This is a genomic window from Actinomadura sp. ATCC 39365 (assembly GCF_054392275.1).
This window is the reverse complement of record NZ_CP184335.1, coordinates 4,307,120-4,327,177: the sequence shown is the minus strand read 5'-3', so window position 1 is coordinate 4,327,177 and position 20,058 is coordinate 4,307,120. Positions and strand designations below refer to the sequence as shown.

Below are 20,058 nucleotides of genomic sequence, written 5' to 3'. Positions count from 1 at the left end.
AACCGGGCCCCAACTTCGGGGTCAAGTCACGATCCCATAACGCCAGGTCAGCGGGCATATGGGGGAAAGAGGAGCGCCCGCTCCCCCGGGCTCGGGGAAGCGGGCGCGCCAGAACACGTCAGAACGCTTCAGGCCGCGGACGGCCACCGCGGGCCGCGGGCCGCCCACGCACCGCGGCCACACGGAACGTCCGGCGGCTACGCGGGACGTTCGGCTGGGACGGGCGCGGGCGGCGACTGCCGGGTGAGCAGGCGGATCCCCGGGGCGCCGCTGAGCGCGACGACGGCGGCCAGGACGGCCGGGATGATCAGGGCGACCGGCAGCGACTCGGTGGCCTCGGCCACGTACCCGAGGACCGCCGGGCCGAGCAGCAGCCCGCTGTAGCCGAAGGCCGTCACCATGGCCAGGGCGCGGCCCACCGGGCCGCCCGCCGCGCCGACCGCGCTGAACAGCACCGGCACGACCGTGGCCAGCCCCACGCCGGCCAGCGCCCAGCCGGTCCACGCGCACACCACGCGCAGCGGCCCGCCGAGCGCCGGGGCGGCGAGCACCAGGACGTACCCGAGGGTGGCGAAGCCGCCGGCGAGCTGGATCGTGCGCACCGAGCCGAGCCTGGCCCTGATCGGGTCGCCGAGCAGGCGGACGGTCGTCATCGCGACCGAGAAGATCGTGTAGGCCAGCGGCGCGTCGGCCGGGTCGGTGTGCAGCACCCAGCGGGCGTGCAGGGCGGCCCAGTCGATGGCGGCGCCCTCGCTCAGGTGCCCGGCGAAGGCCGCCACCCCGAGCAGCGCGATCAGCGCCCACTTCAGCGTGCCGCCGCCCTCGCCGCCGTCCGCCTCCTCGCCGGCCTGCCGGGAGGCGTCGGGCAGGAGCAGGCGGCAGGCCAGCAGGTACAGGAACGGGACGACGACCGCCCCCGCCACCAGCAGCGCCTGCGGGTCGATCGACGCCCGCAGCGCGAGGGACGTCAGCACGCCCCCGGCCGCCCCGCCCAGGCTCCACGTGCCGTGGAAGGCCGAGATGATGGGCCGGCCGTAGACCCGCTCGACCTCGACGGAGTGGGCGTTGATGGCGACCTCGATCACCCCCAGCCCCATCCCGAACGCCAGCGCCAGCGCCATCAGCGGCCCGTACGAGGGGGCCAGCGCGGGCCCGAGGAGCAGCACGGCCGACAGCGGCCCGCCGATCCAGCACACCTGCCGGCTCGACCACCTGTCCACCAGCCGCCCGGCCGCCAGCATCGACACCAGGGCGCCGCCGGAGATCAGCAACAGGACGGTGCCCAGCCTGGCGGCGCCGAGGCCGAGGCGGTCGTTCAACGAGGGCAGGCCCGCCGCCCACAGACCCATCACGAATCCGCTGAGGGAGAAGAGACCGAAGACTCCGACACGTGCCCGTCTGGCATCAATGAGGCTTTTGTTCACGCCTAGAGCATAAGCTGGGAGTTGTGAAAAGTGCTACGACGAGCGGCGAACTTCGCGCGCACAACCGGGTCCGGCTGCTGCGCGCGGTGCACGACTGCGCGGCGACCCGTACCAGGTCGCAGCTCACCCGCGACCTCAACCTGGCCAGGGGCACGGCGTCGGTGCTGGTCGCCGGCCTGGCCGAGGACGCCCTGCTGCACGAGGAGCCCGCCGCCGGGCACACCAGGGGACGGCCCACGCAGGTGCCCGGCCCCCACCCGCTGGGCCCGCTGGCGCTGGCCGCCGACGTGCGCGAGGACGCCTGGGAGCTGGCGGCGTGCGAGCTGGGCGGACGGACGAGCGTGCTGGAGGTCCAGCCGCACGACGGCACCCCGGAAGGCGCCCTGGCCTCGCTCGGCCAGGCGGTGGCCGACCACCTGTCGCGGCGGGTGGTCGGCCTCGGCGTGGCCCTCGCCGGCCCGGTCCGGCACGACGGGCTGGTGGACATCGCCCACCTGGGCTGGCGGTCGGTGGACGTGCCCCGGCTGCTGGGCCTCGCATGGCGGCCGGCCGGCCCGGACCCCGTCCTGGTCGGCAACGACACGGGCCTGGCCGCGCTGGCCGAGGCCAGGCGGGGACGGCTGCGCGGCGTACGGGTGGGCCTGCACCTGCACGTGGACTTCGACCTCGGCGGCGTCCTCGTCGTGGACGGCCGGCCGCTGGACGGCGCGAGCGGCCCCGGCGCCGAGTTCGGCCACATGCCGCTGGGCGGCGGCGACCGGCCGTGCGCGTGCGGCGCGACCGGCTGCTGGGGCCAGGAGGTGGGCGCGAACGCGCTGCTGCGCCACGTGGGCCTGGCCCACGGCGGCGGCCGGGGCCGCGCGCAGGCGGAGGAGGTGCTGGCCGGCAGCCGGGAGGCGGTCGAGGCCGGGGCCCGCGCGCTCGGCCTGGGCGTCGCCGCCCTGGTCAACGCGCACGACCCCGAGGTCGTCACGCTCTCCGGGCACGGCGTCGCGCTGCTGGAGCGCGCGGGAGAGGCCCTGATGGACTCCTGCCGGCCCGCGCTGATGGCCATCCGCCGGGAGCGCCCGCCCCGGATCGAGGCCGCCGCGCTGGGCTGGCGCGCCGCCCTGGTGGGAGCCATGGAGTCGGTCTTCGACGCCTTCCTGACCCCCGAAGGGCTGGAGAGATGGCGTGAAACCGGCCCCGACCAGGGCGCCGACACGCCCGGATCACGAAATGTGACGCATTCCACCCTCAAGGGGAAAATCTTGCAATAACTTCCGGCCACCCGAGCGCCGACCAGGCGATCTTGCGCCCCCTCCCCCGGCGCTGTACGGATGGAAGGGCCCGGCGCGCTCACGATCATCGACGGGGGTGGGAACGCGTGGATCTCGAACTCGCGCTCCGCATGACCGAGGCCGCTCTGAAGCAGGCCGTCCGGGAGGGCGCGCTGGTCTCGGTGGCGGTCGTGGACGCGGGCGGACATCTGGTGTCTTTCCAGCGTATGGCGGGTGCGGAGATCGCCGGGCCGGTGCTCGCGCCGGGCAAGGCGTACACGTCGGTGGCCCTTCGCGCGGCCACCGCGGACCTGGCTCCGCTCGTGGCGCCGGGCGGGGAGCTCTTCGGTCTGACTGGTGACAGATTCGTCTGTTTCGGGGGCGGTATCCCCCTCTGGGCGGACAACGGCGAAGGGGAACGAGTGGCCGGCGGCGTGGGGGTCAGCGGCGGCACGATCAGCCAGGACGTGGCGTGCGCCGAAGCGGCCGCCCTGGTGTGGCGGACCCGTTGAGCGGGCGCTTTCCGCAACACGAACCGCTGGTATCCGCCATGATTAGCCACTGCACCACGGGAAACAGTTTCCCGAACCCAACTCCCCGAGGAGAGAACGAGATGGCACTTCCCACTCTCACCCCCGAGCAGCGTCAGGCGGCTCTGGCGAAGGCGGCCGAGGCCCGCGCGGCCCGCACGGCCCTGCTCGCCAAGGTCAAGGCGGGCGAGCTGACCTTCGCCCAGCTCCTGGAGCGCGACGACGACATCGCCAAGAAGATCAAGGTGTCCCAGGCCCTGCGCGCCGTCAAGGGCGTCGGCCCGGCCAAGGCCACCGCGCTGATGGAGGAGGCCGGCGTCGACGAGAAGCGCCGTCTCGGCGGCCTGGGCGCCCAGCAGCGCAAGAAGCTGGTCGACGCGCTCGGCTAGGACCGGGCGGCCGGGTCCGCGCGCCACGTCGCGCGGACCGGCCGGCGACCCCTCGTAGGGCCAGGAGGGGCCGGAGAGCGGCGCACGCTCCACGGCGGGCCCGGCCGAGGGGTCAACCTCAGGCAGTCGACCTCAGGGGAGGTCAGGACCTCAGGTACGCCAGCACGGCGAGCACGCGGCGATGCTGGTCGCTGTCCTCGGCGTAGAGGCCCAGCTTGTTGAAGATGCTCCTGATGTGCTTCTCCACGGCGCCGTCGCTGATGACGAGCTGCCGCCCGATGGCCGGGTTGGACTTGCCCTCGGCCATCAGCCCGAGCACCTCGCGCTCGCGCGGCGTGAGCTGCGCCAGCGGGTCGTCCTTGCGTCTGCGGACCATCAACTGGGACACCACCTGCGGATCGAACACGGTGCCTCCCGCCGCCACCCGCCGCAGGCCCTCCAGGAACTCGTCGACGTCGACGACCCGGTCCTTCAGCAGGTAGCCCACCGCGCCACGGGCGTCGGCGAGCAGGTCGTCGGCGTAGGAGACCTCGACGTACTGCGACAGGATGAGCACCGGGGCGCCGGACACCCGGCGCCGGGCCTCGACCGCCGCCCGCAGCCCCTCGTCGGTGAACGACGGCGGCATGCGCACGTCGACCACCGACACGTCGGGTCTGTGCTCGACGATCGCCTCCACGAGGGCGTCGCCGTCCCCCACGGTGGCGACCACCTCGCAGCCGAACTCCTCCAGCAGCCTGACCAGGCCCTCCCTGATCAGGACCGCGTCATCGGCCACGACTACGCGCACGGCACCTCCGCCACGATCACCGTCGGCCCGCCGTCCGGCGACCTGACGGTGAGCTCCCCGTCGACGGCCCGGAGCCGGTCGGCCAGACCGGCCAGGCCGTGTCCCTTGGCGACGTGTGCGCCGCCCACACCATCATCCCCGATCGTGAGCATGAGAACGTCACCGATGCGGAGGAGCTGAACCGTGCAGATGGTCGCGCGGCTGTGTTTGGCCACGTTGGTCAGGGTTTCCGCGCAGACGAAGTAGATCGCGTTCTCGGTCGCCGCCTGGAAGCGGCCCACGATCTGCACGTCGAGGTCGACCGGCACCGTGCAGCGGCCGGCGAGGGCGGCCAGCGCGGGCGCGAGGCCGCGGTCGGACAGGATGGGCGGCGCGATGCCGCGCGACAGGGCCCGCAGCTCGTCGAGCGTCTCGCGGGTGGCGCTGATCGCCGAGCTGATGGTGGCCGAGGCGGCCTCCGGGTCCTTGGCGAGCTGCCGCTGCGCCCTGGACAGCTCCATGGCCAGGGAGACCAGGCGCTGCTGCGGGCCGTCGTGGATGTCGCGCTCCAGCTTGCGCAGCGCGTTGGCCTCGGCCGACACGGCCGCCGCCCGGCCCTCGGCCAGGTCGTCGATGCGCTCCTGCAACTCGGCGACGCCGGTCAGCAGCGCCCGGCCGAGCCCGGCCCTGACCAGCGCGGCCCCGCGCACCATGAACGGCATGACGAACGTGAAGACCAGGCCGAGCGAGACGTAGAAGATCGTGTTCACCAGGTAGCCGGAGCCCAGCCCGAGCAGCTCGGGCAGCTCCGCGTTGCCGGGGATGCGCGAGGTGATCAGGCCGTAGAGCGGGTAGGTCAGCCCGAGGATCGGGATCGCCCAGAACACCACGGTCAGCACGAACGCCAGAACGGCGAACGGGAAGTTCAGGATGCCGTGCAGCAGGTCGAGCCACGACTGGCCGTTGGTCAGCGGGTTGACGATGCGGCGGAAACGGCCCGCCCCCTCGGGCGCCGGACGGTAGCGCGGCCGCACCGGCGGGCGCTTGAGCACGTCGGACAGCCAGCCGCGCTCGGCGTCGGCGAAGCCCCTCGCGACCAGGAGCGTGCCGGCCAGCAGCGGCACGCCGATCCACACGACCGCGGTGCCCACGCCCGCGGCGAAGCCGGCGATCATGGTCACGAAGCCGATGACGGCCGTCGGGAATCCGACCAGCGTGTAGCGGGTGTCGAGAAGGACACGCCTCATCAGGGAGCGCATGCCATGAAGGCTAAGTCCCCCGGCGGAGCGGTACGAGCAGGTACGCAGGCGTCCGGGGGTAGGGCTGGCCCTACCCCCGGGGGTGGTGCGATCTTGACCTGAAGACGGCGGCACGCGGCAGTGTGCTCAGGCGTCCGGGACGGAAGCCTTGAGTCATCCGCTCCCCGCTCGAAACGAGGCTCCCCCATGACCGTCCTGCTCGATCGTCCCGCCCCGGTACGGGCGCCGCGCGCGACGGCCAGGGACCCGTTCATCGACCTGCTGCGCGTGGTGGGCATGGCGCTCATCGTGCTCCAGCACTGGACGATCCCCGTCCTGTCCTACGAGGGCGGCCGGCTGACCACGGGCAACGCGCTGTCCACGCCGGGGGTGTGGGTGGTGACGTGGCTCAGCCAGGTCATGCCGCTGGTCTTCTTCGCCGGCGGGGCGGCCAACGCGATCAGCCGCGGCCGGTCGGCGAAGAGCGACCAGGAGTGGCTGGCCGGGCGGTTGCGCAGGCTCGCCTGGCCGTTGCTGCCGCTGGCGGCGGTGTGGATCCCGCTGCCCCACGTGCTGCTCACGCTGGGGGTGCCGGAGCAGCCGCTGGCGGTGGGCGCCAAGCTGACCGGGCAGTTGCTGTGGTTCCTGGCCGTGTACCTGATCGCGGTCACGGTCACGCCGTACGCGCTGCGCCTGCACCGCAGGTTCGGCGTGCTGGTCCCCGTCGCGCTGGCGGCCGGGGCGGCGCTGACGGACGTCGTGCGCTTCTCGACCGGCCTGGAGGCGGCCGGTTACCTGAACATCGTCTTCGTGTGGCTGGCCGTGCACCAGATCGGCTTCTTCTACGCCGAGGGCCGGGTGCGGCTGCCCGGGTTGCTGGCGGCCGGCGGGTTCGGCGTGGCGGCGCTGCTGGTGGGGTTCGGCCCCTACCCCGGCAGCATGATCGGCCTGCCCGGCGCCGAGGTGTCCAACATGGCCCCGCCCACGCTGGCCATCATGGCCGTCGGCGTCGGCCAGATCGGCCTGGCCGTGCTGCTGCGCCCCTGGCTGGTCCGGCTGCCCCTGCGCCGCGTCCTGGACTGGGCCGGCCCGCGGATCATGACGGTCTACCTGTGGCACATGCCCGCGCTGTTCGCCGTGACCGGCGTGGTCGTGGTCCTGCTGGGCGTGGAGACGCCGGAGCCGGGCAGCCTGTTCTGGTTCGCCGGGTGGCCGGTGTGGTTCGGGATGTTGTGCCTGGTCATGTGGGGGCTGGTGCGGGCGTTCGCGAGGTTCGAGACGCCGCCGTCGCTGCCGTACGGGACCGCCGGCCGCGGGGTCATGCTGGTGGCCGCGGGGCTGGTCGGGGCCGGGATCCTGACGCTGACCGTGGGCGGCTTCGTGCCGGGCGGCGGCCCGTTCCTGGCGGTGCTCGCGGTGCTCGGCGGCCTGCTGCTGACGGCGCCGAAGGCCCGCGTGTAACACCGGCGAAACGCGCCCCGGCCACAATCGGGCGGCATGACGACGATCCGCGACCTGACCGAGGCCGACGTGCCCGCCGTGACCGCCATCTACGCCCACTACGTGACCGGCGGCGTGGCCACGTTCGACGAGACGCCGCCGGGAGCCGACGAGTGGCGGGTCAAGGCGGCGGCGCTGGCGGCGGCGGGGCTGCCGTTCCTGGTGGCCGAGGACGACGGCGCGGTCGCCGGCGCCGTCACCGGCTACGCCTACCTCAGCCAGTACCGGCCCAAGCCCGCCTACCGGCACAGCCTGGAGGTCTCGATCTACCTCGCGCCCGGCTCCACCGGCCGCGGGCTCGGCCGCCTGCTGCTGGGCGAGCTGATCAGGCGGACGTCGGCGACCGGCGCGCGCACCCTGATCGCGGTGATCGCCGACGGCGGCGACCCCGCCTCGCTGCGGCTGCACGCCGCCTTCGGGTTCCAGGAGGCGGGACGGCTGAGGAACGTGGGGTTCAAGCACGGCCGCTGGATCGACACCGTGCTGCTCCAACTCGACCTCCATTAGGGGCGGCGGGTTCGACCACACGGCAATCTTCGGCAGGATAGAGACGTGAGCCTTCTCGTTGACCGCCTGCCGGAAGACATCGACGCCGATCCCGACGTCATATTCGACGCGTTCGTCGCCTGGAACGCCGAACGGGGGCTCACGCTCTATCCCGCCCAGGAGGAGGCCCTCATCGAGGTCGTCTCCGGCAGCAACCTGATCCTCGCCACGCCGACCGGCTCGGGCAAGTCGCTGGTCGCCGCCGGGGCCCACTTCGCCGCGCTGACCAGAGACGTCCGCACGTTCTACACCGCGCCGATCAAGGCGCTGGTGTCGGAGAAGTTCTTCGACCTGTGCGCCGTCTTCGGCACCGCCAACGTCGGCATGATGACCGGCGACGCCAGCGTCAACCCGGGCGCGCCCATCATCTGCTGCACGGCCGAGATCCTGGCCAACGTGGCCCTGCGCGACGGCGCGGCGGCCGACATCGGCCAGGTCGTGATGGACGAGTTCCACTTCTACGCCGAGCCCGACCGCGGGTGGGCCTGGCAGGTGCCGCTGCTGGAGCTGCCCGACGTGCAGTTCGTGCTGATGTCGGCCACGCTCGGCGACGTGTCGATGTTCGAGCGCGACCTGACCAGGCGCACCGGGCGGCCCACGGCGGTGGTCAAGCACGCCGAGCGGCCGGTGCCGCTGGTGTACTCCTACCGGATGACGCCGCTGCACGAGACGCTGGAGGAGATGCTCACCACCGGGCAGGCCCCCGTCTACGTCGTGCACTTCACGCAGGCCGCGGCCATGGAACGGGCCCAGGCGCTCATGTCGATCAACATGGCGACCAAGGCCGAGAAGGAGGCCATCGCCACGATGATCGGCGGCTTCCGGTTCACCACCCGGTTCGGCCGGGCGCTGTCGCGGCTGGTCAAGCACGGCATCGGCGTCCACCACGCCGGGATGCTGCCGAAGTACCGGCGGCTGGTGGAGCGGCTGGCCCAGGCCGGGCTGCTGAAGGTCATCTGCGGCACCGACACGCTCGGCGTCGGCGTCAACGTGCCCATCCGCACGGTCCTGTTCACCGCCCTGTCCAAGTACGACGGCAACAAGGTCCGCCGGCTGCGCGCCCGCGAGTTCCACCAGATCGCCGGGCGGGCCGGCCGCGCGGGCTTCGACACCATCGGCTACGTCGCCTGCCAGGCCCCCGAGCACGACATCGAGAACGCCAAGGCGCTGGCCAAGATCGGCGACGACCCCAAGCGGCGGCGCGGCTACGCGCGCAAGAAGCCGCCGGAGGGGTTCGTCGGCTGGAGCGAGGAGACGTTCGAGAAGTTGCAGCAGGCCGAGCCCGAGCCGCTCAACTCCCGCTTCAAGGTGAGCAACGCGATGCTGCTGGCCGTGATCAACCGGCCGGGCGACTGCTTCCAGGCGATGAGACACCTGCTCACCGACAACCACGAAGACCGCAAGTGGCAGCGGCGGCACATCAGCCAGGCCATCGCCATCTACCGGTCGCTGCTGGCCGGCGGCATCGTCGAGCAGTTCGCCGAGCCCGACGAGCAGGGCCGGCGGGCCCGGCTGACCATCGAGCTGCAGGAGGACTTCGCGCTCAACCAGGCGCTGTCCACGTTCGCGCTGGCCGCCTTCGACCTGCTCGACCGCGAGTCGCCCTCGTACGCGCTCGACATGGTCTCGATCGTCGAGTCCATCCTCGACGACCCCCGCCAGATCCTGTCGGCCCAGCTGAAGAAGGCGCGCGGCGAGGCGGTCGCCCAGATGAAGGCCGACGGCCTCGAGTACGAGGAGCGCATGGAGCAGCTCGCCGAGGTCATGTACCCGATGCCGCTCGACGGCCTGCTGCTCGGCGCGTACGAGACCTACCGGCGCGGCCACCCGTGGGTCGGCGACTACACGGTCAGCCCGAAGTCGGTGGTGCGCGACATGTTCGAGCGCGCGATGACGTTCGGCGAGTACATCCAGTTCTACGAGCTGGCCCGCTCCGAGGGCACGGTGCTGCGCTACCTGGCCGACGCCTACCGCACGCTGTCGCGCACGGTCCCCGAGCACCTGAAGACCGAGGACCTGGTCGACCTCATCGAGTGGCTGGGCGAGCTGGTCCGCCAGGTCGACTCCTCGCTGATCGACGAGTGGGAGAAGCTGACCAACCCCGAGGAGGCGCTGGAGCGCCAGGCGCAGCTGGAGACCAAGGTGCGGCCGGTCACGGCCAACCCGCGGGCCTTCCGGGTGCTGGTGCGCAACGCCATGTTCCGGCTGGTCGAGCTGTGCGCCATCGAGAAGGAGGACGAGCTGGAGGAGCTGGCCCCCGACGTCGACTGGGGCGCGGCGCTCGACGCGTACTACGCCGACCACGAGGAGATCTTCACCGACGCCGACGCGCGCGGGCCCGCGCTGCTGCGGATCCAGGAGGAGAGCGGCCTGTGGCGGGTGCGCCAGACGATCAAGGACCCGGCCGGCGACGGCGACTGGGGCATCGACGCCCAGGTCGACCTGGCCGCCTCCGACGAGGAGGGCCGGGCCGTGCTGCACGTGGTCGGGCTCAACCGGCTCTGAGCGGCTACGGAAAGAGAACAAGCCGTGTGCCGGAACGGACTGGCAAGGGCGTTCCGGCACCGGCTTGTCGCTTCATTGTCGGACGGCGAAGTTAGGCGTCGGGTCATGGCGATGTCTCAAGATCGAGACATTCAGCACTCCGCCAGCGTGCAGATCTTGGCGAGCATCGTGCCCGCGTCCTTCCGCTGCCGGCTGAAGTCGGCCTTGGCGGGCTTGCCCCACTCGCCGCCGGCCGTGTAGACGATCAGGGCGTTGGCGCGGCGGGTCACGACGGCCCGCTCGCCGCCGACGGCCGGCTTGCCGTGGTCGTAGGCCTGGCCGGTGACCAGCAGGCCCTCGTCGCCGAGTGCGATCTTGACCGCGCCGTACCGGTAGCGTGCGGTGCCGCAGGCCCGTACGGCCGCCCTGAGGTCGCCGACCGCCTTGCCGGCCGCCTGCGGCGAGGAGTAGAGGATCACCTGCTCGGACTTGGAGTAGTCGGGCACCGACGTGTAGACGATCGTCCTGGCCGCCGTGCGCCCGGCCTGGCCCAGCCCGGCCTTCTGGCACGGGTTCACGACGAGCTGGGCGTTCTTCTTGCCCGACACCGTCCAGCTGTGCTCCGGATTGGGGTCCTTCTTGGCGGCGGCCTTCTCGTACAGCAGGAAGTTGCCCGGGATGGCCAGGCCGACGGCGACGAACAGTGCTGCGATCATGGGACAAAATGGTAGGGGTGAGCGACGAAGACCTCAGACGCGTGCTCGGGCTGCTCTGTCAGGACGACACCCTGCGCGCACTCGCGTCCCTGGTGCTCGGTGACACCGGCGACCTGCCCCCCAAGGCGCTCGACCGCCTGGCCAGCGGCGGCCTGGCCGAACGCGACGACGACGGCAAGTGGCGGGCGCGGCCGGAGCGCTTCCGCGAGCTGCTGCGGGAGCGGGCCGAGCCCCCGCGGAGCTGAGCGCCGAGGAGCGGGTGCTGCGCACGTTCCTGGTCGAGGGCCGGCTGACCACCATGGGCATGCGCCGCGACAAGCGGCTGATCGTGCTGCGCTACATCTCGCGGGTGTTCGAGCCGGGCGTGCGCTACCCCGAGGCCGACGTCAACGTGGCCCTGCGGGCCTTCCACGACGACTTCGCGGCGCTGCGCCGCTACCTGGTGGACGAGGGGCTGCTGTCCAGGGAGGGCAACGTCTACTGGCGCAGCGGCGGGCCGGTCGAGGTGTGAGGCGGGTCAGGGGGCTGACGGGGGTCAGGGGCGGCGCAGGCGGGCGCGGTAGTCGCGGGGCGGCAGGCCGTACTCGCGCCTGAAGGCGCGGCTGAAGTGGAACGGGCTGACGAAGCCCGAGGCGGCGGCCACCTGGCCGACGTCCAGGTCGGTCACCTCCAGCAGGCTCGCGGCGTGCCGCACCCGCGCCCGGCGCACGGCGCCCATCGGGGTCTGGCCGGTCTCGGCCGCGAACAGGTGCGCGAACCTGGACGGCGACAGCGCCACCGCGCGGGCCAGCGAGGCGACCGAGTGCTGGGCCTCGGGCTCGGCGGCGATGAGGTCGAGCGCCTGGCGCACCCGCTCGTCCCCGCCCTCGGCGCCGGAGGCGAGGACGGCCCCCGCCGAGGCCGTGGCCAGCACCAGCACCTCCTCCACCGCCCCGAGCACCAGCTCCCGGGCGGGACTCGACATGACGACCGCCGGCGCGGACGGCGGCGTGGTGGACGGCGGCCCGGCGGGTGTGGTGTGGCCGGGCATCCAGCGGGCGTCCTGGAGTGCGCGGTCGAAGGCCCGGTCGGCGCGGTCGCGCACCCCGGCGGGCACACCCTCGACCAGGTGGCAGCCGGGGGCCAGGGCGTACGGCGCGAGCCAGGCCGTCCAGGACGGGCGCGGCTGGAAGTGCACCCACCAGAACCGCCATCTCCCCGCCCCCGGCGCGACCCGGTAGCGCTGCGCCGAGCCCGGCCCGAGCACCGCCAGGTCCCCCTCCCGCACGGTGAACGCCGCCCCTGCCTGCTCGACCCGCCCCTCCCCCGCCTGGGTCCACAGCAGCAGCCAGCTCGGCGAACCGTGGGGGCGGCGGGTGCCGTACCCGGCCGGCTTGTCGTAGTGGCCGACGATCATCAGCTCGGCAGCAGGAACAGACAGGTTCTCAGCGGTCACGGTCATACCGTCCCACGAGCCGGATGCCTACGGTGAAGGGCATGAGGCTGAACGACTTCCACGACCGGGGGTACGTGCTCGTCCCCGCGCTGCTGGCTCCCGAGGAGGTGGCCGAGCTGCGCGAGGAGTTCATGGCCCTGCACGCCGCCGGCCCGATACCCGGGCACTTCTCCCCCGTCCCCCAGGATCCGGGCGCGCCCTACGACGTCCTGCGCGACTACCCCCGGATCATGCACCCCCACCAGGTGAACGACGTCGCCCTGCGCTACCTGCTCGACGCCCGCTTCGCCGCGATCCTGCGCGAGCTGCTGGGCGAGGAGCCGATAGCAGCCCAGAGCATGTTCTACTTCAAGCCGCCGGGCGCCCGCGGGCAGGCGCTGCACCAGGACAACTTCTACCTGCGGGTCGAGCCGGGCACGTGCGTGGCCGCCTGGGTGGCGCTCGATCGCGTCGACCGCGCCAACGGCGGACTCGAAGTGGTCCCCGGCACCCACCTGATGGACCTGTTCTGTCCGGAGGAGGCCGACCAGGACCTCTCCTTCACCCGCGAGTACGTCCCGCCGCCCCCGGGGCTGGAGCGGGTGCCCGTGGACATGCAGCCCGGCGACGTGCTCTTCTTCAACGGCAGCCTGGTGCACGGCTCGGAGCCGAACAGCACGGCCGACCGGTTCAGGCGCAGCTTCATCTGCCACTACACCGGCCGCTCGGCCGAGCGCATCTCGTCCTGGTACGAGACGCTGACGATGGACGGCGAGCGCGTGCTCCTGGAGCCGTCGACCGGCGGCGGCCCCTGCGGCACCGAAGCCACCGGCCCCCACTGACCGCGGCCCGTCAGCCGCCGGATATGTCCGACTCCGCCTCGTCCGGGACCACGCAGTCCCACGGGTCGTCGAGCCACCCGTCAGGCAGTTGCACCTTCTGACGCTCGCCCGACTTCCCCCGGGGCGTGTCGGTGTTCGGCGGCCACGGCTGGTCGTGGTCGAGCTTGGCCAGCCCCTCCCGGAGCCCGTCGAGCGACTCGGCCGTGGCCAGCTCCCGCCGCAGCGCGCTCCCGACCTCGAACCCCTTGAGGTACCACCCGACGTGCTTGCGGAAGTCCGCGATCGCGTACCGCTCGGTGTCGAAGCACTCGGTGAGGCCGGCCGCGTGGCGCTCCATCGTCCCGGCCACCTCGCCGAGCGTCGGCCTGACCCGCTCGGGGCTGCCGTTGAACGCGTTCTCCAGGTCCTTGAACAGCCACGGACGCCCGAGGCAGCCGCGCCCGACCACGACGCCGTCGCAGCCGGTGCGCGCCACCATGCGCACCGCGTCGTCGGCGGACCAGATGTCGCCGTTGCCCAGCACCGGGATCTCGGGCACGGCCTCCTTCAGGCGCGCGATCGCCGCCCAGTCGGCCACGCCGCCGTAGTGCTGCTTCGCCGTGCGGGCGTGCAGGGCGATCGCCGCGACGCCCTCCTCGACCGCGATGCGGCCGGCGTCGAGGTAGGTCAGGTGGTCGTCGTCGATGCCCTTGCGCATCTTCATCGTCACCGGCAGCGCCCCCGCGTTCGCCACCGCCGCCCGCAGGATCCGCCGCAGCAGGTTCCTCTTGTACGGCAGCGCCGACCCGCCCCCGCGCCTGGTCACCTTGGGCACCGGGCAGCCGAAGTTGAGATCGACGTGGTCGGCGAGGTCCTCTTCGGCGATCATCCGGACCGCCCGCCCGACGATGTCGGGGTCGACGCCGTAGAGCTGCAGGCTCCTGGGCCGCTCCGACTCGGCGAACCTGATCATCCTGAGCGTCTTGGGATTGCGCTCGACCAGCGCCCGCGTCGTGATCATCTCGCACACGAACAGCCCGGCGCCCTGTTCCCGGCACAACACCCGGAACGGCGCGTTCGTGATGCCCGCCATGGGCGCCAGCACCACGGGCGGCCATGCCCCAATCGGCCCAATCTTCACTCCGTCAGTTGTAGCGCAGCTCAGGCCGGAAGCGGTATTCGCCTATAGGCTGTGGACCGGCATCACCAGGGAGGGATCGATGCTTCTTCGCGTGCGCGTGGCGCTGCCCGACCGTCCGGGGTCTCTGGCCCAGGTCACCAAGGCCCTGGGCACGGCGGGGGCCGACATCACCCAGGTCACCGTCCTCGACCGGGGGGCCGGCTCGGCGGTCGACGACATCACCGTCTTCTGCCCCGAGGGCACCTCGCGGGAGGTGCTGGTCAAGAGCCTGGAGAGCGTCGACGACGTCCGCGTGGAAGGCGTCTGGACCACCCGCGAGACCGCCGGCACCTACCCCGAGCTGGAGATACTCAAGTACATCACCACGGCGGGCGACCGCGGGCTGACCACGCTCGTCGACTCGCTGCCCGTGCTGTTCAGCGCCGACTGGGCCGCCACGGCCGCCGACCACGGCGTGGTCTACGCGAGCTGGCGCGCCCCGCAGGGCCTGACCGTCCCCAGCCCGGCGCCACCACGCCCGGCGGCCCTCACGCTGGACGGCGGCGTGCACGCCATCCACGCCCCGCTCCCGCCGCTCGCCCTCACCCTGCTGCTGGCCCGCTCCGAGGGGCCGGCCTTCCACCGCATCGAGGTCCACCGGCTCACCCGGATCCTGGAGATCTTCCTGAGCCTGCCGGCCACCGAACGCGGCGTCGCCCGCCGGCTCCGCAAGTAGCGGGAAGCATCTGGTCGGAAAAGGCGCTAGAGTTAGGCACGCAACAGCGCGGAAGTGGCTCAGTGGTAGAGCATCACCTTGCCAAGGTGAGGGTCGCGGGTTCGAATCCCGTCTTCCGCTCGGAGTGGTTCGACTCGGTGGAGTGGCCGAGAGGCGAGGCAGCGGCCTGCAAAGCCGTCCACACGGGTTCAAATCCCGTCTCCACCTCCAAGGACGATTAGCTCAGCGGGAGAGCGCTTCCCTGACACGGAAGAGGTCACTGGTTCAATCCCAGTATCGTCCACCACACTCCAAGGCCAGACCCGGGACATCGGGGTCTGGCCTTTCGGCTGTCCGAGCCCCGGCCGCCCTCGATGACGGGCCGGTTCGCGGGCGAGCCCGTCCCTGCGCTTCCCGGACAGAGCGGTGGCGCGCCGCTCAGATGGTGGCGGGATCCGGCCTGCCGGCCAACGGACGGAAGTTCGCGGCGCTCGGCACGTCCTGATCGGGGCGGCCGGGGACTCCGTATCTTTCGTGACCAGTAACGTGATCTTGAGAGGATCCGCTGGAGGAAACGTTGGGCCGTCGTGAGCAGCCGTTGGACCCGACCTCCGGGCCCGTCGCCCGATTCGCGTACGAGCTGCGCAAGTTACGGCAGGAGGCCGGCGGGCTCACGTACCGGTCGATGGCGGCCCGCGCCCACTACTCCGCCGCCACCCTCGCCCAGGCCGCCGCCGGTGACCGGCTGCCCTCGCTGCCCGTCGCCCTGGCCTACGTCCAGGCCTGCGGCGGGGACGTCGAGACCTGGCGGCGGCGCTGGGCGGAGGCCGACCGGGAAGCCCTCGCCCAGGCGGCCGCCGAGGACGACTCCCCCGCCCCGTACCTCGGGCTGGCCCGGTTCGAGACCAGCGACCAGGACCGCTTCTTCGGACGCGGGGCGCTGGTGGAGCGGCTGGCGGCGCTGGTCGGCGAGCACCGGCTGGTCCTGCTCGTCGGGCCGTCCGGCAGCGGCAAGTCCTCCCTCCTGCGCGCGGGGCTGGTGCCCCGGCTGCTGCGGGCCGGCGGCGGCCGGCCGCCCGTGGTCCGCGTGGTCACGCCCGGTCCCGAGCCGCGGCCGGAGGAGGCCGGCGTGCGGGCGGACGTGCTCGTCGTCGACCAGTTCGAGGAGGTCTTCGCGCTGTGTGCCGACCCGGCGCGGCGGGCCGCCTTCATCGACGCGCTGCTGGCCGCCGCGCGGGCCGGGAAGGGGCCGCGGGTCGTGCTGGCCGTACGGGCCGACTTCTTCGGGCAGTGCGCCGGGCACCGCGGGCTGGCCGAGGCGGCCAGGGACGCGACGTTGCTGATGAGCCCGATGAGCGCGGCCGAGCTGCGGGCCGCGATCGTCCGGCCGGCGGCCGGGGCCGGGCTGGTCGTGGAGCGCGAGCTGACCGCCATGATCGTCGGGGAGGTGGCGGGCGAGCCCGGCGCGCTGCCGCTGATGTCGCACGCGTTGCTGGAGACCTGGCGGCGGCGGCGCGGCCGGGTGCTGACGGTGGCGAGCTACGCGGCCGCGGGCGGTCTGCGCAGCGCCATCGCGCGCACGTCCGAGGAACTGTACGCCGGTCTGTCCCCCGCGCGGCGGGAGCGCCTGCGCCACCTGATGCTCCGACTGGTCACCCCCGGCCAGGACGGCCAGGACACCCGCCGCCCGGTCGAGCGCGCCGAACTGCTCACCGGGGAGCCGGACGACGAGACCGGCGTGCTGCTGGAGCGGCTGGCCGAGGCGCGGCTGGTCACCCTCGACGAGGGACGCGTCGACCTGGCGCACGAGGCGCTCCTCACCGCCTGGCCCCGGCTGCACGGCTGGATCGAGGAGGACCGCGAACGCCTGCGCGTGCACCGCCGCCTGACCGAGGCGGCCGGCACCTGGACGGACCACGACCGCGACCCTGGCGGCCTGTACCGGGGGTGGCGCTGGCCGTCGCCGACGAGCACCTCGGACGGACCGACGGCCTCACGCCGCTGGAACGCGACTTCCTCACGGCGAGCCTCACCGCCCGCGACGGCGAACGACGACGGCGCAGGCGGCGCACGACGGCCACCGCGGTGCTGCTCGTGCTCACCCTGACCGCGGCGCTGCTGGCCTGGCAGCAGAGCAGGACCGGTGAGCAGCGGCAGCGCGAGGCCGAGGCCCGCCGCACGGCCGGCGTGGCGGCGAGCCTGCGCGACTCCGACCCGCGCGCCTCGATGCGGCTGGCCCTGGCCGCCTGGCGGCTGGCGGACCTGCCGGAGACCCGTTCCGCCCTGCTGACCGCGGCCGCCCAGCAGCCCCAGGACGTCTTCACCGACCCCGCCGGCGGCAACCGGACCAGGCGGCACCTCAGCGCCGACGGGCGGACCCTGCTCAGCGTCGGCGCCGACCAGGTCACGTCCTGGGACCTGGACGCCCGCCGCGCGACGGGCTCCATGCCCGGCCCCGGCGCGGCGCTGGACCAGCTGGGCGCCGGGCGAGGCGACGCGTGGACCCTGCCCATGCGCCTGACGGACGGCGAGGTGGGCCTGTGGGACCTGCGGACCGGCAGCCGGGCCCCGGCCGCCCTCGGCCGCGCGCCGGACGGGTACGAGGCCGGCCCGGACGGGCACACCGTCATCGGCTACGACGCCGGGCGGGACACGTACCGGGTCCGGGTGTGGGACACGCGGACCCGGCGCGAGCTGCTGACGATCGTGTTCCCCCGCCGGGCGCCCGCCGAGCCGGCGGAGATCACCTGGGAGTTCGGGACGGCGTACCTGCGCAGCTCGGCCGACCGGCGCGACTGGGCGGACCCGTCGTTCCCGGACGCGACGCTCGGCCCGGACGGCCGCCTGCTGGCGCTGTGCGTGCCCGGCGAGCCGTTGCAGCTGTGGGACGTCGCGGCGGCCCGCAGGATCGGCACGCCGTGGGCGCCCGTCCTCACCCGTGAGCAGTGCCAGTACGAGCGGGTGCGCTTCACCCCCGACGGCGGGCGTCTGGCGGTGGTCACGAAGGAGAAGGTGCGCATGTGGGAGCTCGCGTCGGGGAAGGAGCTGCCGGGCGTCGTCCGCCGCGACGTCAAGGAGGTGTCCTTCAGCGCCGACGGCGCCTTCCTGGCCGCCTCCGACGGCGCCGCGATCCTCCTGTGGCGCCTGGCCGCTCCCGAATCGCCGGTCTTCCGGCATCCCCTGTCGGGTGAGCAGGCGGTGGACCTGCGGGTGGACCCGGCGGCGAACCGGATCCGCTACCTCGCCGGGTCCGGCTCCACGTGGCCCGCGACCGTGCGCACCCTCGGCCTGGGCGGGGCGGCGAGCCCCGGATGGCGGGAGGAGGCGGCCGCCGCGGCGGCCTTCGGCCCGGACGGGGCCACGCTCGCCCTCGGCTACCCGCGGCACGAGCCGGGCCTCGTGCGCTTCCGGCTGTACGACCGGCGGACCGGCCGGCCCACCGCCGACCTCCCGGAGGTGGCCTGCCCGGAGCCGGAGTCGCAGGTCCCGCAGTGCACGGTGCTGCTGGCCTTCGACGACGACGGGCGGCGGCTGGCCTACGGCGGATCGCCCCTGGGTTACCGCTCGCTGCCCACCCGGGTGTCCGTGTGGGACGTCGCCGGCGTCCGCCTGTCGGACAGCCTGACGCTGGACGGCGACGCCCGCTCGGTCGGCTCCCTCGCCTTCGGCCCCGGCGGCACGCTGCTGGCGGCCTCCCCGCCCATGGTGGGCCGGCTGAGCGTCTGGGACCCGCGCAGCCGGACCGTCACGAAGGTGCTGCCCGACGTCACCGGCCACGAGCTGCGGACCGACCGCGACCGGAGGCTGCTGGTCACCTCCGCGGGCGACCTCGTCGACCTGTCCTCGATGAGGCCGATCCAGGGCCGGTACGGGCCCGGCGAGACCACCTCCCTGGCCTTCAGCCCGGACGGCCGGTACCTGGCCGCGGGCGACGCCACGGGCCGCACCGTCCTGTGGGACGGCCGCGCGGAGCGCCGCCTCGGCACGCTGGCGATCCCCACGACGGCCGCCACCGACCGCAGCGTCATGGTCAACGCGCTGGCGTTCTCGCCGGACGGCACGGTGCTCGCGTCCGGCGGCGCGAACGGCTCGCTGCAGCTGTGGGACGTGGCCTCCCGCCAGCCGATCGGATCGCCGCTGCCCACTCCGGGCGACGCCGTCCTCGCGCTGGCCTTCGGCGACGGCGGCCGGGTCCTGTACGCGGCCGGGGAGCACGTCCCGGTGCAGCGGTACGAGCTCGATCCGGCCGCCTCGGCCGCCGTCCTGTGCCGGCGGGCCGGGGAGCTGGCGTCCGCGGAGTGGCGGGCGTACTTCCCGCGGCGTCCGTACCAGCGGGGTTGTCCGTCCGGCCGGCCGGAGGCGCCCACCCGGGCGGCGCCGGCCGGTGGGCCGTGAGCAGAATCGTCCCCATGGACATCGAACGTGCCCGCACCGCCCTGGCCGCCGCCTACCGCGAGTTCACCGCCGCGGTGCAGGAGACGGACCCGCTCAGCCCCACCCGGTGCGCCGGTTGGGCCGGGGTGGATCTGCTCTTCCACGTGCTGTGCGACGCCCAGCGAGCCCTCGTCGCGTTCGCCACCCCCGCCGACGGGCCGCCCGACGTGGACCACGTCACCTATTGGAGCTCCTTCCAGCCCGTCCCGGACGCCCCGGACGGCACCGGCGGGGGCGGCGCGGACGCCCACGCCTGGTGGGTGCGCAGGTCCGCCTCCGCCTTCACCTGGCCCTCCGGGGTGTTGCGGGTGTGGGAGGACACCGCCCCCGCCGCCGTGCGGGCGGCGCTCGCGGCCGACCCGGCGGGGCACGTCGCCACGCAGGGCCACGTGGTCGCCGTCCCCGACTTCCTGGCCACGCTGGCGACCGAGGCCGCCGTCCACCACCTCGACCTGCGGGCCGCGCGGCCGCCCGCCCGGGAGGCGCTGGAACTGGCGGGCGAGACCCTCGACGGGCTGCTCGGCGATGACCGCCCGTCCCGTCTCGACCTGACCACGTACGTGCTCGAAGCCACCGGACGGCTCCCGTCCGCCGACGACCGCTTCCCGCTGCTGGGCTGAGCACCGCGGAGCAGGTGGTCAGAGACGCGACCACGTCTCTGCCGGACGGGCTCGGAGCAGGACACCCGGCCTGTCGCGG

General features: G+C 73.5%; 19 protein-coding genes and 3 tRNA genes. 16 read left to right on the top strand and 6 right to left on the bottom strand.

From position 1 onward, the window contains the following. Positions 1-197 precede the first annotated feature (197 nt). Positions 198-1,424 carry an MFS transporter gene (locus ACNF49_RS21390; protein ID WP_498702797.1) on the bottom strand — a complete coding sequence of 409 codons (1,227 nt, stop codon included), beginning with the start codon at positions 1,422-1,424 and terminating at the stop codon, positions 198-200. A 23-nt stretch (positions 1,425-1,447) separates the two neighbouring features. On the opposite strand from ACNF49_RS21390, the gene ACNF49_RS21385 reads away from it, so the two are divergent. From ACNF49_RS21385 to mihF, 3 genes are all read left to right on the top strand, one after another. After that, on the top strand, positions 1,448-2,683 hold the full coding sequence (locus tag ACNF49_RS21385; protein WP_482944783.1) for an ROK family protein: 1,236 nt from the start codon (positions 1,448-1,450) through the stop codon (positions 2,681-2,683). Positions 2,684-2,790: 107 nt separating this feature from the next. After that, entirely contained in the window at positions 2,791-3,195 is a 405-nt protein-coding gene (locus ACNF49_RS21380; protein WP_358285520.1) for a GlcG/HbpS family heme-binding protein, read from the top strand. 101 nt (positions 3,196-3,296) lie between these two features. After that, positions 3,297-3,602: an integration host factor, actinobacterial type gene (mihF, locus tag ACNF49_RS21375; protein ID WP_043641121.1), complete on the top strand. Its 306-nt coding sequence runs from the start codon at positions 3,297-3,299 to the stop codon at positions 3,600-3,602. A gap of 142 nt (positions 3,603-3,744) precedes the next feature. On the opposite strand, the gene ACNF49_RS21370 is transcribed toward mihF, so the two are convergent. Both ACNF49_RS21370 and ACNF49_RS21365 read right to left on the bottom strand, forming a co-directional pair. Continuing rightward, positions 3,745-4,392, bottom strand: coding sequence for a response regulator (locus tag ACNF49_RS21370; RefSeq protein WP_357964316.1), 648 nt, complete (start codon positions 4,390-4,392; stop codon positions 3,745-3,747). Next, positions 4,383-5,630, bottom strand: coding sequence for a sensor histidine kinase (locus tag ACNF49_RS21365; RefSeq protein ID WP_357964317.1), 1,248 nt, complete (start codon positions 5,628-5,630; stop codon positions 4,383-4,385). Before ACNF49_RS21365 ends, ACNF49_RS21370 begins: the two co-directional genes overlap by 10 nt. A 186-nt stretch (positions 5,631-5,816) precedes the next feature. Between ACNF49_RS21365 and ACNF49_RS21360 the strand changes: the two genes are divergently transcribed. From ACNF49_RS21360 to ACNF49_RS21350, 3 genes are read left to right on the top strand one after another with little or no spacing between them, the layout of a single operon-like run. Beyond that, positions 5,817-7,070 carry an acyltransferase family protein gene (locus tag ACNF49_RS21360; RefSeq protein WP_357964319.1) on the top strand — a complete coding sequence of 418 codons (1,254 nt, stop codon included), beginning with the start codon at positions 5,817-5,819 and terminating at the stop codon, positions 7,068-7,070. A gap of 36 nt (positions 7,071-7,106) precedes the next feature. Further along, the gene (locus tag ACNF49_RS21355) at positions 7,107-7,616 is read left to right on the top strand and encodes a GNAT family N-acetyltransferase (protein ID WP_357964320.1); all 510 of its coding nucleotides are present in this window, start codon (positions 7,107-7,109) and stop codon (positions 7,614-7,616) included. Between the two features lie 45 nt (positions 7,617-7,661). Beyond that, positions 7,662-10,160: a DEAD/DEAH box helicase gene (locus tag ACNF49_RS21350; protein WP_482944781.1), complete on the top strand. Its 2,499-nt coding sequence runs from the start codon at positions 7,662-7,664 to the stop codon at positions 10,158-10,160. Positions 10,161-10,291: 131 nt separating this feature from the next. Here ACNF49_RS21350 and ACNF49_RS21345 read toward each other — a convergent pair whose 3' ends face one another. Continuing rightward, entirely contained in the window at positions 10,292-10,855 is a 564-nt protein-coding gene (locus ACNF49_RS21345; RefSeq protein WP_482944780.1) for a hypothetical protein, read from the bottom strand. 17 nt (positions 10,856-10,872) lie between these two features. Between ACNF49_RS21345 and ACNF49_RS21340 the strand changes: the two genes are divergently transcribed. Both ACNF49_RS21340 and ACNF49_RS21335 read left to right on the top strand, forming a co-directional pair. Next, positions 10,873-11,100 carry a hypothetical protein gene (locus ACNF49_RS21340; protein ID WP_482944779.1) on the top strand — a complete coding sequence of 76 codons (228 nt, stop codon included), beginning with the start codon at positions 10,873-10,875 and terminating at the stop codon, positions 11,098-11,100. A gap of 14 nt (positions 11,101-11,114) precedes the next feature. Beyond that, positions 11,115-11,366 (top strand): DUF2087 domain-containing protein, encoded by a 252-nt coding sequence (locus ACNF49_RS21335; RefSeq protein WP_482944778.1) that lies wholly within the window; start codon positions 11,115-11,117, stop codon positions 11,364-11,366. Positions 11,367-11,390: 24 nt separating this feature from the next. Here ACNF49_RS21335 and ACNF49_RS21330 read toward each other — a convergent pair whose 3' ends face one another. Continuing rightward, positions 11,391-12,290, bottom strand: a complete 900-nt coding sequence (locus tag ACNF49_RS21330; protein WP_482944777.1) for a helix-turn-helix domain-containing protein — start codon at positions 12,288-12,290, stop codon at positions 11,391-11,393. Positions 12,291-12,331: 41 nt separating this feature from the next. Here ACNF49_RS21330 and ACNF49_RS21325 point away from each other — a divergent pair, with 41 nt between their 5' ends. Further along, the gene (locus ACNF49_RS21325) at positions 12,332-13,111 is read left to right on the top strand and encodes a phytanoyl-CoA dioxygenase family protein (RefSeq protein ID WP_482944776.1); all 780 of its coding nucleotides are present in this window, start codon (positions 12,332-12,334) and stop codon (positions 13,109-13,111) included. A gap of 10 nt (positions 13,112-13,121) precedes the next feature. Here the strand turns inward: ACNF49_RS21325 and dusB are convergent, their stop codons facing one another. After that, the gene (gene dusB, locus ACNF49_RS21320) at positions 13,122-14,231 is read right to left on the bottom strand and encodes a tRNA dihydrouridine synthase DusB (RefSeq protein WP_357964329.1); all 1,110 of its coding nucleotides are present in this window, start codon (positions 14,229-14,231) and stop codon (positions 13,122-13,124) included. Between the two features lie 79 nt (positions 14,232-14,310). On the opposite strand from dusB, the gene ACNF49_RS21315 reads away from it, so the two are divergent. From ACNF49_RS21315 to ACNF49_RS21285, 7 genes are all read left to right on the top strand, one after another. After that, positions 14,311-14,946: an ACT domain-containing protein gene (locus ACNF49_RS21315; protein ID WP_357964331.1), complete on the top strand. Its 636-nt coding sequence runs from the start codon at positions 14,311-14,313 to the stop codon at positions 14,944-14,946. A gap of 48 nt (positions 14,947-14,994) precedes the next feature. Next, positions 14,995-15,066 (top strand) — tRNA-Gly (locus ACNF49_RS21310). 16 nt (positions 15,067-15,082) lie between these two features. Next, positions 15,083-15,156 (top strand) — tRNA-Cys (locus ACNF49_RS21305). A 1-nt stretch (position 15,157) separates the two neighbouring features. Continuing rightward, positions 15,158-15,232 (top strand) — tRNA-Val (locus ACNF49_RS21300). A 291-nt stretch (positions 15,233-15,523) separates the two neighbouring features. Then, complete coding sequence (locus ACNF49_RS21295; RefSeq protein WP_482944774.1) at positions 15,524-17,032, top strand: nSTAND1 domain-containing NTPase; 1,509 nt, start codon at positions 15,524-15,526, stop codon at positions 17,030-17,032. 119 nt (positions 17,033-17,151) lie between these two features. Further along, a complete protein-coding gene (locus ACNF49_RS21290; protein ID WP_482945558.1) occupies positions 17,152-19,320 on the top strand; it encodes a WD40 repeat domain-containing protein in 2,169 nt (722 codons plus the stop codon). 14 nt (positions 19,321-19,334) lie between these two features. Continuing rightward, positions 19,335-19,979: a maleylpyruvate isomerase N-terminal domain-containing protein gene (locus ACNF49_RS21285; RefSeq protein ID WP_482944773.1), complete on the top strand. Its 645-nt coding sequence runs from the start codon at positions 19,335-19,337 to the stop codon at positions 19,977-19,979. The last annotated feature ends 79 nt before the right edge of the window (positions 19,980-20,058 follow it).